The organism is Rouxiella aceris (assembly GCF_012933545.1).
Classification (GTDB): domain Bacteria; phylum Pseudomonadota; class Gammaproteobacteria; order Enterobacterales; family Enterobacteriaceae; genus Rouxiella; species Rouxiella aceris.
This window is the reverse complement of record NZ_JAADJU010000002.1, coordinates 205,789-219,879: the sequence shown is the minus strand read 5'-3', so window position 1 is coordinate 219,879 and position 14,091 is coordinate 205,789. Positions and strand designations below refer to the sequence as shown.

Annotated in this window: 12 protein-coding genes; 6 read left to right on the top strand and 6 right to left on the bottom strand. The window is 52.3% G+C overall.

Going from position 1 to position 14,091, the window contains the following annotated elements:
* Positions 1-65: 65 nt before the first annotated feature.
* Entirely contained in the window at positions 66-617 is a 552-nt protein-coding gene (gene apt / locus GW590_RS04625) for an adenine phosphoribosyltransferase (protein WP_169402113.1), read from the bottom strand.
* A gap of 461 nt (positions 618-1,078) precedes the next feature.
* Between apt and priC the strand changes: the two genes are divergently transcribed.
* Both priC and rsmS read left to right on the top strand, forming a co-directional pair.
* Positions 1,079-1,615 (top strand): primosomal replication protein PriC, encoded by a 537-nt coding sequence (gene priC, locus GW590_RS04620; protein WP_169401850.1) that lies wholly within the window; start codon positions 1,079-1,081, stop codon positions 1,613-1,615.
* Positions 1,616-1,756: 141 nt separating this feature from the next.
* Entirely contained in the window at positions 1,757-1,930 is a 174-nt protein-coding gene (gene rsmS, locus GW590_RS04615; RefSeq protein ID WP_169401849.1) for a pleiotropic regulatory protein RsmS, read from the top strand.
* Between the two features lie 10 nt (positions 1,931-1,940).
* On the opposite strand, the gene mscK is transcribed toward rsmS, so the two are convergent.
* Together mscK and acrR are read right to left on the bottom strand one after the other, a co-directional pair.
* Positions 1,941-5,336 carry a mechanosensitive channel MscK gene (mscK, locus tag GW590_RS04610; RefSeq protein WP_169401848.1) on the bottom strand — a complete coding sequence of 1,132 codons (3,396 nt, stop codon included), beginning with the start codon at positions 5,334-5,336 and terminating at the stop codon, positions 1,941-1,943.
* A 223-nt stretch (positions 5,337-5,559) separates the two neighbouring features.
* A complete protein-coding gene (gene acrR, locus GW590_RS04605; protein WP_169401847.1) occupies positions 5,560-6,198 on the bottom strand; it encodes a multidrug efflux transporter transcriptional repressor AcrR in 639 nt (212 codons plus the stop codon).
* Positions 6,199-6,340: 142 nt separating this feature from the next.
* Between acrR and GW590_RS04600 the strand changes: the two genes are divergently transcribed.
* The 4 genes from GW590_RS04600 to ykgO all read left to right on the top strand — a co-directional run bounded on the left by GW590_RS04600 (position 6,341) and on the right by ykgO (position 11,287).
* Positions 6,341-7,513 (top strand): efflux RND transporter periplasmic adaptor subunit, encoded by a 1,173-nt coding sequence (locus tag GW590_RS04600; protein ID WP_169401846.1) that lies wholly within the window; start codon positions 6,341-6,343, stop codon positions 7,511-7,513.
* Between the two features lie 17 nt (positions 7,514-7,530).
* Positions 7,531-10,680, top strand: a complete 3,150-nt coding sequence (gene acrB, locus GW590_RS04595) for a multidrug efflux RND transporter permease subunit AcrB (RefSeq protein ID WP_169401845.1) — start codon at positions 7,531-7,533, stop codon at positions 10,678-10,680.
* 164 nt (positions 10,681-10,844) lie between these two features.
* Positions 10,845-11,099 carry a type B 50S ribosomal protein L31 gene (locus GW590_RS04590; protein ID WP_169401844.1) on the top strand — a complete coding sequence of 85 codons (255 nt, stop codon included), beginning with the start codon at positions 10,845-10,847 and terminating at the stop codon, positions 11,097-11,099.
* A 47-nt stretch (positions 11,100-11,146) separates the two neighbouring features.
* Positions 11,147-11,287, top strand: a complete 141-nt coding sequence (gene ykgO, locus GW590_RS04585; RefSeq protein ID WP_169401843.1) for a type B 50S ribosomal protein L36 — start codon at positions 11,147-11,149, stop codon at positions 11,285-11,287.
* Between the two features lie 116 nt (positions 11,288-11,403).
* Here the strand turns inward: ykgO and GW590_RS04580 are convergent, their stop codons facing one another.
* Genes GW590_RS04580 through GW590_RS04570 form a run of 3 tightly spaced genes read right to left on the bottom strand, consistent with a single transcriptional unit; the run spans position 11,404 to position 13,897 of the window.
* The gene (locus tag GW590_RS04580; protein ID WP_169401842.1) at positions 11,404-12,282 is read right to left on the bottom strand and encodes a metal ABC transporter substrate-binding protein; all 879 of its coding nucleotides are present in this window, start codon (positions 12,280-12,282) and stop codon (positions 11,404-11,406) included.
* Positions 12,283-12,305: 23 nt separating this feature from the next.
* On the bottom strand, positions 12,306-13,163 hold the full coding sequence (locus tag GW590_RS04575; protein WP_169401841.1) for a metal ABC transporter permease: 858 nt from the start codon (positions 13,161-13,163) through the stop codon (positions 12,306-12,308).
* Positions 13,160-13,897 carry a metal ABC transporter ATP-binding protein gene (locus tag GW590_RS04570; RefSeq protein ID WP_169401840.1) on the bottom strand — a complete coding sequence of 246 codons (738 nt, stop codon included), beginning with the start codon at positions 13,895-13,897 and terminating at the stop codon, positions 13,160-13,162. Before GW590_RS04570 ends, GW590_RS04575 begins: the two co-directional genes overlap by 4 nt.
* Between the last annotated feature and the right edge of the window lie 194 nt (positions 13,898-14,091).

The following is a 14,091-nucleotide window of genomic DNA, read 5'->3' as shown; positions in this document are numbered from 1 at the left end:
TTATATCCCACGGCCTTCAGCATGCCGGCAGTCGCTACCGGCAGTCCCCTGAAGGACAAAAAATATTAATGGCCAGAGAAGCAGACCAGGCTATAACAGGTAATATCCAGACCGTTCAGCCGCTTTTCGCCGCCGAGTTCTGGCAAGTTGATGATAAAGGCGGCATCGGACACCTCACCGCCCAGACGACGGATCAGCTTGGCCGTCGCTTCGATGGTACCGCCGGTAGCCAGCAGGTCATCAATCACCAATACCTTGTCGCCAGGCTTGATGGCATCGGTATGAATTTCCAGCTTATCGGTGCCGTACTCTAACTCATATTCTTCGCTGATGGTTTCACGCGGCAATTTGCCCGGCTTACGCACCGGGACAAAGCCTACACCCAGCGCCAGTGCCACCGGCGCACCAAACAGAAAGCCTCGCGCTTCGGTGCCCACCACTTTGGTGACACCGGTGTCGCGAAAACGCGCGGTCAACAAATCAATACTGGCCTGATAGGCCGCTGGATTTTCCAGCAAACTGGTGACATCACGGAACAGTATGCCCGGCTTCGGGTAGTCAGGGATGGTTTTGATACTGTCTTTAATAAACTCAAGCTGCTGTGCAGTAGCGGTCATAACGGTAGCGCTCATAATAAAGGCCTGAAAAAGCGTCGATTTATACTTTAATAGTCGCGAAGCAACAGCGATCCCATCACGCCTGCCGATAATCATCGACAGCATAAATAAGTAACAGAAAGCGAGTTCAGCAGACTATTCAAGAAAGTAAGTTGGGAGACGACCGACGGTCAAGACGCCCAAATCTATGCAAAGCCACTTTAAAAAGCAACCCACAGCCGGACATGATCGCCTTTTTTATTGCTTTAGGTCAACCACCGGGAAGCACCACATGATGATCAACAACACACAAAGCATAATCTGCACCAGTAATGCAGCCACCACTGCCGCCAAAATAGGGCAAAACGGCAAGGGTAACCAACTACGGGTAGCTTGTTTCTGGCGGCTTTACAGGTAAGCTGGTATGTCAGGCGTTGTCGCGCAATGGTGCGCGCGCAGCCTCTGGCCTCAGGAGAACCCCGGTGAGTACGCAAACCTTGTTGCAATCCCTTGAGCAACAGATTGAAAATCTGGCTCGGGAAATAGAGCCTATTGCCCATACTCCGGCGCAGCAGGCACGCTTTGATGTCACGCTTTTTGCCAGCAAAGGCACGCGATTACGCGAATATCTGGCGGAGGTGCGGGTCAATTTTGCCCAGCTGTGTCAGGTGGTGGCCGAAAACAGAAGTGCGCAGGTGGCCTTTGTGGCAGAACGTCTGGTGTCACAAATTACTGCCCTGCAACGGGAACTGGCTACGCAAACGCTGAGAAATGCCGATAAACAAAAAGAGCGCCAGAGCAGCGATTTTTACAGCAAGCTGGTGGAGCATCAGCAGTTTGAACGGCGATTGATGGCGATGATCCAGGATCGGGAAAGCAACCTGGGCAAACTGGCCACCTTTAGCGAACAGCAGCTGATGCAAAAGGAACTGGCAGCACTGGAAGGTCGACTAATGCGTTGTCGTCAGGCGTTAATCAAGATAGAACGCAGCATCGAGCGACAGGAACGGGGTTTTTGAAGCGGTTATCACAGAATTTGAAAAATACCATCGGTATTTGAGTCAAAAACTCTATACTCGTAATTCAATATAGCCTAGTTGGTTAAATTTGTTTAAACACGGTTAAATAAAAACCAACGCTCAAGTAAAACTGGAACGCTTATGTCCGTAGAAAATGCACCTCCCGAACTGCAGTTGGCTGTCGATTTGATCTACCTGCTGGAATGTAATGAAATTGCACCCGATGTTGCGCTGGCGGCACTGGAGATTGTGAAACGTGACTATCAGGAAAAGCTCAGAAAGAGTGCAGGCAGCTTGTCCGTAAGCTACCTGTAAATTATCCCCCTCAGACCAGGGTACCCTCACCTGGCGATGGCAACGGGCGGTTGATTTCCTGAACTTCATTACCGCTGTTGTTGTGCAGATACACTTCCAACTGATTGAACGCAATATTGATATTATTTTCACGGCACAGCCGGTCAATACTGCGGTTAAGCTCATCCACGGTATAGCTTCTGTCACGCAGTTCACGCACATACAGCCGCAGCTCATGATCCAGCGTGCTGGCGCCAAAGTTGAGGAAGAACACCTGCGGAGCAGGATCGCTCATTACCCTCGGGTTATCATGGGCCGCCTGCAGTAACACCTCTTTGACCTTATCCAAATCCGAACCATAAGCTACGCCGACTTTAATCAGTACGCGGGTGACCGTATCCGACAACGACCAGTTGATTAAGCGTTCGGTGACAAACGCCTTGTTGGGGATAATGACTTCTTTGCGATCAAAGTCCGTCAGCGTGGTCGCACGAATGCGGATCTTGCTGATCGACCCGGAGAAGGTGCCAATGGTCACGGTATCGCCGATACGAATCGGGCGTTCAAACAGGATGATCAAACCGGAAACAAAGTTGGCGAAGATCTCCTGCAAACCAAATCCCAAGCCTACCGATAGCGCCGCCACCAGCCACTGTAGTTTATCCCAGGAGACGCCCAGCGACCCAAGGGCGGTAATGGCACCAATCACCGTAATGGCATAGGTCAGAATGGTGGTGATGGCGTAAGAGGTGCCCTGACGCAGCTGCAACCTCGACAGCACCAGCACCTCTAGCAAACCTGGCAAGTTGCGGGTGAGCACATAAGCAATAATGATCGCCGCAAAGCCGAGCAGGAAATTGCCCAGGGTAACCGTCTGCTGCACCACTTTGCCTTCAATGCTTGCCGAGTAGTGCCACATGGAAATACTGTCGAGATAAGAGATCACCGTCAGTAGATCCGACCAAACCCAGTAGAAGATCGCGGCAAAGACCATAAACAGAGCCATAGTGGTTAAACGCAGGGTTTGCTGGTTGATCTGATCCAGTCCCAATGGCGCTTCTTCTACCGGCTCTCCCCCTTCGGCCCCCTCTTTGACATTGCTGGTCTGCCGACGCGCCAGTGCACGCCGATAGGCCAGACGACGTGCCGCCACGCTTAATCCACGCAGCGCCGTCATGCCGGTAATATTCCAGATAATCAACAGATAGAGGCTGTCCAGCCAGCGACCAGACAAGCGCAGGGTAGTATAAAAATAGCCGGTGACCATCAGGCCGATAAAGAATAATGGCGCCAGCGCAATGACCGTCACCGCCACCAGCCGCACATTGTGCGAATTCTTTTCCCGCCAGCCGTCGCGGAACATCGGGAAAATCAATACCGTTAACACTGCCAGCGTCAGAAACACCAGGATCTGGCCGATAATGTCATCCACCAGGCCCAGCGGCGCTTTTTCGCCACGTACCGTCCAGAAAATTAGCGGCAACATCGCCAGCGACAGACGAATAATGGAACGACGATAGTGGGCGCAGGTTGCCGCCGGGATAGAAAAGTGCCGTTCGTTAACGCCACGCGGTGCCAGGGAGCGGTAGCAAAAACCCATCACCAGCTGGAACACGGCAAAGCGCTGCGCCAGGGTCCATAAAAAATCGTTGGCATCAATATCGCACACCGATAACCAATAGCCGATCGCCAGGGTCAGCAGCACGCCGGGCAATACCAGCATCAGCACCAACAGCAAGGCTTCTGGGGTATGCAATTGGGAATCGCGTTTCAATTGGCCAACGTCGCTGCTCAGTTTATCAATACGCTGGGCAATGGCCTTGCGTCGCCATAGCAGGATCAAAATGGCCGCCAGCAGCGGCAAGGTTACCGGTAAGGCATGCAATGCCCCCAGCATCAGTTCGCCCAGTGGCATCCTGAGACTAAAGCCTTTGAACTGATGGCGGATATTTTCCGGCAACGACTTGATAAACGCCCAGTCCATCGGCTTGTTACTGCTGACCCAGAAAATCTGTTGCGTCAGGGTACTGTTTAGCGATTGGTTAATACTCAGTAGTTGCTGTTGATTAATCTGCAGGCTGATCGCCAGCGCCAACTGATTGCCCAGCTGCTTGTTAAGCTGATCCAGCAAGGAGCGGCGAACATCAACAATCTGCTCCAAGGCATCGCTGATATCCTCGTTGATCGATTCTTTGCTGTTTTTGGTCAGGTTTTGAATGTAATCGTCGCCCTGGAACAGTTCGTCGCGCTGCTGGTTAATATTGAACTGTTCGAGGCGCAAATCGGCAATCTGCGTACTCATATCCGTCATCAGGGTGGCGGTAGGCTGATTGTTTTGCTGCTGTTGATAAAGAATGCGCGAGAGTAACAGGCTGCCTTTCAACTCGGTGATTTGCTCTTTCAGATCGTGCTCAGACTGCGAGGAACGATCGAGCCAGTTTTTCACCGTGATATTTTGCTGTAGCAGCTTGTTGCCTTCCTCCGTAGAGGTGATCAGCCGCTGACTCAGATCGCGGTTAATACCCAGTTCCTGGCTGACCAGCGGGTCTTTTTGCAGATCGGTGGTATCGCCCGGCGTTTGCGCCTCTTTTGCCGTGCGTTCGGAGAGCGTTAAACGCTTGCCATTAACCACGTCTTGCAGCAACTGGGTGAACTTCTCCAGTTGGTTGATATGACCATTGGTGTAATCACGCTGTTTCTGCAACAAGTCCTGCAAAGTGGTATTGGCTTGCAGGTTATTACGCTGCAGGTCGATTTCGGCATTCAGCAGCGCCTGCTCGGTAACCAGCATCTGTTGCTGCGAGCTGCGTAACTCCTGCTGGTTAGGCGACATGCCGTTAAGCTGATTGCGGATGTTTTGCAGGCTTTTGGAGTAGCTGTACATGGCATTCTGCACACGTTCAGGCTGGGTTTGCAGCGTAATCAGTTGCGTATTAAAGGTCGACAGATCGTTCTGGGACGCTTGCAGGTCATCGAGGGTATCTCCCAGTCGGCTTTCCAACTGACGCAAGGAGAGCGAGGCCAACTGACTCTTGGTGGCGGCATCATCGCTTTTGTCTTGCAGTTTGCTCAGACCTTCGCTGGCAATGCGCAGTTGATTAGGAGCATCGGCGAGCTGCTGCTTTAACTGGCTCTGTTCCTGTTTGACGCGATCGAGGGCATCGAGCAACTCCAGGGTGTGAAACAGATCCTGCTGGGTCAGTTTCTCCGCAGGCGTAGGTGTTTTCTGCCGATTAAGGGCATCCAGCTGATTTTGCACTTCACTGCGGGTAGGAACATCCATGTTTCCGGCAGCCATCGCCAGAGAGGTGGTCAGCAAGCCGGCAAAAAACACCAGGGCAATCAGCCAGCATAAGAGCATCCCCGCATAAGGCTTGCGGACGGAACGGACGGTAAAGCCACAAAAGTCAGCAGATCGACTAAACATAGTTAACTTAATTCAAAACAGGATAAACAATATTAACACGACAATAACCATCAACGCACCGCAGGATAACGTCGCAAACCGTCAGAGTTGTAAAATTTTACACAGCATTGAGACAAGAGAGGGTCAACGAAGGAAAGCGGGAGGACTGTGTCCCAACCTGGCGTAATATACGGCGAATTTTCGCCCAGCCAATGCCGCAGCTTGATCCGGGATAATCTGTTTATTAATTACTTTTAATCAAGCTTGGACATAGTGCTAACATCTCGATATAAGTATCAATAAAATCGCCGGCCTGATTGTAGAGATCAAAACTTTCTGGCATAAAAAGCCAGTTCTCCATCAGTCCGGTAATATAGGCGCGCAAAATGATGGCCGCCTGGCGGGTATGCAAATTTTTCGGCAATTGCTCCTGTTCAATGCAGCGATGCAAAATGCTTTCAATCTTGCCATAACCTTCCATATACAGAGCCTTACGCGCTTCATGAACGGAACTCATCTCCCCAACAAATTCACATTTGTGAAATATGATTTCCATCAGCGAACGCCGTGAAGGGTCAGACGCCGTAGCACGCAATAAATAAACAAGAATTTCGCGCAGCACGCGCAGAGGATCGTCAGGAAACTGTAACTGATACTCGAGTTCAAGGGCGTGAACTACGGACTCGCAGTCCTCCCAAACGCCGTTGAAAAGCTCTACCTTGTTTTTGAAATGCCAGTAGATAGCACCACGAGTTACCCCGGCTGCATTGGCAATATCTGTCAGGGACGTAGCAGACACACCACGGGCAGTAAATTGCCTGATAGCCGCGTCCAGAATCTGTTGTCTTGTTTCTTGCGCCTGGGATTTGGTTTTTCGTGCCATAGGATATGGTTTTAAGGGAGTTTGATTTACATACATTCATGAATGTATGTAACATAGCACGCCCATACTAAAAACGCAGCAGTGGATTGAGACGCTTAGCATCCATTAAACAATTTAAAAATCGGACACTTGAGGTTTATTTATGAACAAAAACAGAGGGTTAACGCCTCTGGCGGTCGTTCTTATGCTAGCCGGTGGTTTAGCACTTACAGGATGTAACGATAAAAAAACCGAGCAAGGAGCTGCCAGAGCCCCTGAGGTGGGTGTCGTCACTCTGAAAGCAGAACCGCTGAATGTCACCACCGAATTGCCAGGACGCACGTCCGCTTTCCGTATTGCCGAGGTTCGTCCGCAGGTAAGCGGTATTATTCTCAAACGCAATTTCGTCGAAGGCAGCGAAGTCAAGGCGGGGACCTCTCTTTACCAGATAGATCCGGCTACCTATCAGGCCGCTTATGACAGCGCCAAAGGCGATCTGGCAAAAGCCCAGGCCAGTGCGCAAATTGCCCAGGTTACGGTTAATCGCTACAAGCCGTTGTTAGGCACCAATTACATCAGTAAACAGGATTACGACACCGCCGCGTCTACCGCGATGCAGGCAAATGCCTCGGTGATCGCCGCCAAGGCAGCGGTGGAAACGGCGCGCATCAATCTGGCTTACACTAAAGTACTTTCGCCAATCAGTGGCCGTATTGGTAAATCCACGGTGACCGAAGGCGCGCTGGTTACCAGCAGCCAGACCGATGCCCTGGCCACCGTACAGCAGCTTGACCCTATCTATGTTGACGTTACTCAGTCGAGCAATGATTTCCTGCGCCTGAAGCAGGAACTGGCCGACGGTACGCTGAAACAGGAAAACGGCAAAGCCAAAGTGGCACTGATATTGGACAACGGTAAAGAGTATCAACAGCCAGGTACATTGGAATTCTCTGATGTTACCGTTGATCAAACCACCGGCTCCATTACCTTGCGCGCCGTATTCCCTAACCCACAAAACTCGCTGCTGCCAGGCATGTTTGTACGTGCCCGTCTCGACGAAGGTACCAACAACAACGCCCTGCTGGTTCCGCAACAGGGGATCACCCGCAATCCGCGTGGCGATGCCACTGCCATGGTGGTGGGTGCCGATAATAAAGTGGAAGTTCGTACAGTGACCACCACGCAAGCCATTGGTGATAAATGGGTAGTAACGGCTGGTCTTAAACCTGGCGACAAAGTGATTGTCACCGGTCTGCAGAAAGTCAAACCCGGTGCTCAGGTGACAGTACAAGAAGTCAATCAGAACGCACCTGCTGCAGAAGCGACGAAGTCTTGAAAAGGAGCCGGTAACACATGGCTAAGTTCTTTATAGATCGCCCGATATTTGCGTGGGTTATCGCCATCATCATTATGTTGGCGGGGGGACTGTCGATCCTGAAGTTGCCTATTGCGCAATACCCTACGGTAGCGCCACCGGCCATTGAGCTGACGGCCTCCTACCCAGGTGCCGATGCGCAAACGGTGCAGGATACGGTCACCCAGGTTATCGAACAGAATATGAACGGTATCGATAACCTGATGTATATGTCGTCAACCAGCGACTCCTCGGGTGCGGTTCAGATCACGCTGACCTTTGCTTCCGGTGCCAACGCGGATATCGCCCAGGTACAGGTGCAGAACAAACTGCAGTTGGCCATGCCGCTGTTACCGCAGGAAGTTCAGCAGCAAGGGATCAAGGTTCAGAAATCAAGCAGCAGCTTCCTGATGGTGGCGGGCTTTGTTTCTGATGGCGCCATGACGCAGGAAGATATTGCCGACTACGTGGCTTCCAATGTCAAGGATCCTATCAGCCGTACCGCCGGTGTTGGTGACGTTCAGCTATTTGGTGCGCAGTACGCCATGCGTATCTGGATGGATCCGAACAAACTCAATAACTACAAACTGACACCGGTCGATGTGATCAGTGCCATTACCGTACAGAACAACCAGATTGCCGCCGGGCAACTGGGGGGCACACCGCCGGTTCCGGGACAACAGCTCAACTCGTCAATTGTTGCGCAAACACGTTTGAAATCGGCTGACGAATTCGGTCAGATTATTTTGAAAGTGAATCCGGACGGTTCGCAGGTTCGCCTGAAAGACGTAGCTGACATCAAGCTCGGTGGTGAAAGCTACGATGTGATTGCCCGCTTTAACGGACAGCCTGCCGCCGGTCTGGGGATCAAGCTGGCCACTGGCTCCAACGCGCTGGATACGTCATCAGCCGTGAAAGCCTCACTGGCCAAATTGCAGCCCTTCTTCCCTGCGGGTCTGAAAGTGGTGTATCCGTATGACACCACGCCATTCGTTAAAATCTCGATTCAGGAAGTGGTCAAAACGCTGGTTGAAGCCATTTTGCTGGTGTTCCTGGTGATGTACCTGTTCCTGCAAAACTTCCGCGCCACGCTGATCCCAACGATTGCCGTGCCGGTGGTATTGCTGGGCACCTTTGCCATCATTGCCGCCTTCGGCTACTCGATCAACACCTTGACCATGTTTGGTATGGTGCTGGCCATCGGGCTGTTGGTGGATGATGCCATCGTGGTGGTCGAGAACGTCGAGCGTGTCATGTCCGAAGAGGGCCTGCCACCGAAAGAAGCCACCAAAAAATCCATGGAACAGATCCAGGGCGCACTGGTGGGTATCGCCATGGTGCTTTCGGCGGTATTTATTCCCATGGCCTTCTTTGGGGGCTCTACCGGGGTAATTTATCGCCAGTTCTCCATCACTATCGTTTCGGCGATGGTGCTGTCTGTACTGGTCGCTCTGGTGCTGACCCCGGCGCTGTGCGCCACCATGCTTAAACCTGTTGCCAAGGGCGACCACGGCCAGACCAAGGGCTTCTTTGGCTGGTTTAACAAAAAGTTTGAGCAAAGCACCCACCATTACACTGACAGTATTGGCAACATCCTGCGCAGCACCGGACGTTATCTGGTGATTTACCTGCTGATTGTAGTCGGTATGGCGTTCCTGTTTATTCGCTTGCCGACCTCCTTCCTGCCGGAAGAAGATCAGGGCGTGTTCCTGACCATGGCGCAGTTGCCAGCGGGGGCCACGCAGGAGCGGACGCAGAAAGTACTGGATGAAATCACCCACTATTATCTGACCAACGAGAAAGACAACGTTAACTCGGTATTTACCGTTAACGGCTTTGGCTTTGCCGGACGTGGACAAAACACCGGTATCGCCTTCGTCAGCCTGAAAGACTGGTCAGAACGTAGCGGTGCCGCCAATAAAGTCGGCGGTATTACCGGGCGCGCCATGGGCGAGTTCAGCAAAATCAAAGATGCCATGGTATTTGCCTTTAACCTGCCAGCGATTGTTGAGCTGGGTACGGCAACCGGCTTCGACTTTGAGCTGATCGATCAGGCTAACCTCGGACATACCAAGCTGACTCAGGCGCGTAACCAGTTATTGGGGATGGTTGCTCAGCATCCTGACCTGTTGGCGGGCGTTCGTCCGAACGGTCTGGAAGATACACCGCAGTACAAGCTGGAAATCGATCAGGAGAAAGCTACCGCCCTTGGCGTATCTATCTCTGATATCAATACCACGCTGGGTGCGTCGCTGGGTGGCAGTTACGTCAATGACTTTATCGACCGTGGTCGCGTGAAGAAGGTCTATGTTCAAGGCGATGCGAAATTCCGTATGCTGCCTAAAGACATCGAAAACTGGTACGTTCGCGGCAGTTCAGGTCAGATGGTACCGTTCTCTGCCTTCTCTACGGCAAAATGGGAATACGGTTCACCGCGTCTGGAACGTTATAACGGTCTGCCTTCGATGGAAATCCTTGGCCAACCGGTTCCGGGAAGAAGTAGCGGTGAGGCCATGGAGATGATGGAGTCTCTGGCGGCCAAATTGCCAACCGGCATCGGCTTTGACTGGACCGGTATGTCCTATCAGGAACGCTTGTCAGGTAACCAGGCACCGGCGCTGTATGTTATCTCGCTGATCGTGGTGTTCCTGTGTCTGGCGGCCCTCTATGAGAGCTGGTCGATTCCGTTCTCGGTGATGTTGGTGGTGCCTCTTGGGGTCGTCGGTGCACTGATTGCGGCAACCATGCGCGGTCTGAGCAATGACGTTTACTTCCAGGTGGGGTTGCTGACTACCATTGGGCTTTCGGCCAAGAACGCCATCTTGATCGTCGAGTTCGCCAAGGACCTGATGGACAAAGAGGGCAAAGGACTGATTGAGGCCACGCTTGAAGCGGTACGTATGCGTTTACGTCCGATTCTGATGACCTCACTGGCCTTTATCCTCGGCGTTATGCCGCTGGTGATCAGCACAGGTGCTGGTTCTGGTGCGCAGAATGCGGTAGGTACCGGCGTAATGGGCGGGATGATCACCGCAACGCTGCTGGCGATCTTCTTTGTTCCGGTGTTCTTTGTGGTGGTTCGCCGCCGCTTTGGCAAAAAGAACGACGAGCAAGCGCATCCTCATCCGGTGCACACGCCAGACCATTAATCTCTGATTAATTGACCGATCTTAAGGCCGCGCAAGCGGCCTTTTTTATTATGCTGTTTCCCCCCCTTCCCGACTCTTACTCTAAAAAATTTAAAAAGCCGCTTGCTGCCTAAAAATAACCCGTGCATAATATTGTTATGTTATAATATTCCAATGAGGCAATTATGCGCGAAAATATTCATCCTGCTTATCGCACCGTGGTCTTTCACGACACCAGTGCCGATGAGTATTTTAAAGTGGGATCAACCATCGCCACCGACAGAACCATCGAGCTGGAAGGCAATACCTTCCCTTATGTCACCCTGGATATCTCTTCTGCGTCGCATCCTTACTACACCGGCAAGCAGAAAGAGTTTTCCAAGGAAGGCAGCACCGCGCGCTTCCAGCAGCGCTTTGGCCGCTTTCTGGGTAAACCATAAACCGTGAGATTGCAGTAAACGACGGATACACCATCAGGGAAACTATCATGCAGGTACTGAGTTCATTAAAATCAGCCAAAAATCGCCATGCGGATTGTCGCATCGTCAAACGTAAAGGCCGCCTCTACGTTATTTGTAAAAGTAACCCGCGTTTTAAAGCGGTTCAGGGCGGAAAGAAAAAGCGCTAACCGTCTGGAACGCTGCGTATAAAAAAAGCCCCGTTGCTTGCCCAACGGGGCTTTGTTGCGTGCTAAAGAAGTGGAAAATACCTCCCCGGTCTTACAACGCGGAGAGGTGAACGAGCTTATTTCATACTGGCGACAATGGCGGTTACATTGTGTTTAAACGCTTTCTCATAGGTGGTAGCCGGGCCGGTTGGGCCCGACAGCGCTTCGGGATACAGTTCGCCTCCCGGCTGTGCGCCAGTTGCGGCAGCAATTTGTTTAACCAGGCGCGGATCGGTTTGATTCTCGATAAAGTAGGTCTTCACCTTTTCATCTTTGATCTGTTTGATCAACGACGCCACGCCGCTGGCACTGGCCTCTGACTCGGTGGAGAAACCGACCGGTGCCATAAAGGTGACATGATACTCTTTGCCAAAATAGCCAAAAGCATCGTGGCTGGTCAGGACTTTGCGTTTATCCTGGGCAATACCGCTAAACTGTTGCTTGGCCCAGCTATCGAGCTGTTGTAAACGCTCGATATAAGCGCCGCCTTGCTGACGAAAATAGGCAGCATCTTCCGGATCGGCAGCGATCAACGCATTCATCACATTGGTGGCGTAAATAACGCCATTCGCCATGCTGTTCCAGGCATGAGGATCGGTTATCGTCTTGCCTTCATCCACCATTTGACGAGTGTCCACCCCTTGTGAGGCAGTGATCACTTTACCGTGATAGCCGGAAGCGGCGATCAGGCGATCCATCCAGCCTTCCATCCCCAGGCCACTGACAAATACCAGGTCAGAGGTCGCCAGCGATTTGCTGTCCTTGGGGGCCGGTTCAAAACTGTGCGGATCGCCGTCCGGCCCCACCAGACTGGTGACCTTGACATGCTCGCCACCGACTTCCTGGACGATATCACCAAGAATTGAAAAACTGGCAACGGCGTTGACCGTTTTGGCCATCGCCAGCGGGCTCGACAGCAGGGCAGCTACTGACAGAGCAACGGGTAAAAGTTTCATTTCCACTCCTTTATTGATACTTCTTAACGTCGCGAGGCGGTTAACATGCCGCCACGCGTTCCAAATAATATTGAAATAAAGAAAATTACATTGGCGCTTAACACAATGGCCGGACCAGCGGGCAGCGACGCGTAATAAGACCAAATCAGCCCTACCACGCTCGACAACATACCAATCAGCATGGCAATCAGCAGGGTATGCGGTAAGTCGCGTCCCCAAAAACGCGCACTGGCCGCTGGCAGCATCATTAAGCCTACCGACATCAAGGTGCCGAGGATCTGAAAGCCCGCCACCAGATTGACCACCACCAGCGCCAGGAAAATTCCCTGGATCAGGGCTAACCATTTGCCGGAACTGACGCGTAAAAACAGCGCATCAAAAGACTCAACCACCAAAGCGCGATAAATAGAGGCGAGGATCAGCAGGGAAACAGTGCTGATCGAGCCGACCATCAGCAACGCATGGGAATCGATAGCCAGGATCGATCCAAACAGCACATGCAGCAGATCGACACTGGATCCCTTGAGTGACACCAAAGTGACGCCCAGCGCCAATGACCCGAGATAGAAACCGGCAAAACTGGCATCTTCTTTCAGTTGAGTACGGCGACTGACCACTCCTGAGAGCATGGCAACTGCCAACCCGGCGATAAAGCCGCCCACGCCCATGGCCACCAGCGACATACCGGAAATCAGATAGCCAATAGCTGCTCCAGGCAATACCGCATGACTAAGGGCATCGCCCACCAGGCTCATCCGACGCAATAACAGGAAGACCCCCAGCGGGGTGGCACTGATGGATAAGGCCAGACAGGCAATCAGCGCACGGCGCATAAAGCCAAACTGGACGAAGGGATCGACCAGCAGATGAAATAGCATCATGAAATAGCGCTCCGCTGTTCACTGAATTCATCGGCCAGCACGCAGGCATGGTCGCGATGGGGAAAATGGCAGAGCACTTCATCGGCCGTTCCCCACAGATTCTGTTGCGGGCTTAAAAACAGCACTTCAGGGAAATGTCGGGCCACCATAGCGATATCATGCAATACGGCAATCACCGTTTTTCCCTCGTTGTGCCACTGGCGGATAACCTCCAGTAATAGCTGCGTGGTTTGGCTGTCGATACCGGTGAAGGGTTCATCGAGCATAATCAGCGGCGCCTGTTGGATCAGCAGCCGGGCAAACAATGTCCGTTGCAACTGCCCGCCTGACAGCTCCCCAACCGGGAACTGACGCATTGCGCTCATCCCGACAGTCTCAAGTGCGGCCAGCACCTGCTGTTCAGACTGACGGCTTATGCCGCCAAACAAACCGCTCTGTGGCCAGCAGCCCATCGCTACCAAATCAAAGACGCTGATGGGAAACTCGCGGTCGAGTTCGGCCTGCTGGGGTAAATAGGCTAACTGCGGACGTTTGTTTTTGCCCGCCGCACCGTTAAAGGTAAGGGTGCCGGAAATCGCTGGCTGCAAACCGGCCAGCGTTTTGAGAAAGGTCGATTTGCCTGCACCGTTAGCGCCAATGACCGCAGTAAGCGACCCGGCGCTGATGCGACCACTTAACGGCATCGCCACAGCGCGTCGTTCGTAGCCAACTTCAAGCCTGGAAATGTTAATCATGGTAAAGAGATGGCCCAATAGATCCCGCACCACAAAATTGCCAGTAAAATGAAAGCAATAGCACAGCGGGATAGCGCAGAAAGGGTGAAAAGTGTCTTAGTCATAGCCAATTGCCCAAGTAATGTTATAATATAACAACACATCTGAGATGACTTTTCAAGATAGCAGACAGCTATCATGGGCCAAAAAGGCTG

Coding starts and splice junctions, on each gene's coding strand:
- apt (WP_169402113.1), bottom strand. CDS start 617: ATGACCGCTACTGCACAGCAGCTTGAGTTTATTAAAGACAGTATCAAA.
- rsmS (WP_169401849.1), top strand. CDS start 1,757: ATGTCCGTAGAAAATGCACCTCCCGAACTGCAGTTGGCTGTCGATTTG.
- mscK (WP_169401848.1), bottom strand. CDS start 5,336: ATGTTTAGTCGATCTGCTGACTTTTGTGGCTTTACCGTCCGTTCCGTC.
- acrR (WP_169401847.1), bottom strand. CDS start 6,198: ATGGCACGAAAAACCAAATCCCAGGCGCAAGAAACAAGACAACAGATT.
- GW590_RS04600 (WP_169401846.1), top strand. CDS start 6,341: ATGAACAAAAACAGAGGGTTAACGCCTCTGGCGGTCGTTCTTATGCTA.
- acrB (WP_169401845.1), top strand. CDS start 7,531: ATGGCTAAGTTCTTTATAGATCGCCCGATATTTGCGTGGGTTATCGCC.
- GW590_RS04590 (WP_169401844.1), top strand. CDS start 10,845: ATGCGCGAAAATATTCATCCTGCTTATCGCACCGTGGTCTTTCACGAC.
- ykgO (WP_169401843.1), top strand. CDS start 11,147: ATGCAGGTACTGAGTTCATTAAAATCAGCCAAAAATCGCCATGCGGAT.
- GW590_RS04580 (WP_169401842.1), bottom strand. CDS start 12,282: ATGAAACTTTTACCCGTTGCTCTGTCAGTAGCTGCCCTGCTGTCGAGC.
- GW590_RS04575 (WP_169401841.1), bottom strand. CDS start 13,163: ATGATGCTATTTCATCTGCTGGTCGATCCCTTCGTCCAGTTTGGCTTT.
- GW590_RS04570 (WP_169401840.1), bottom strand. CDS start 13,897: ATGATTAACATTTCCAGGCTTGAAGTTGGCTACGAACGACGCGCTGTG.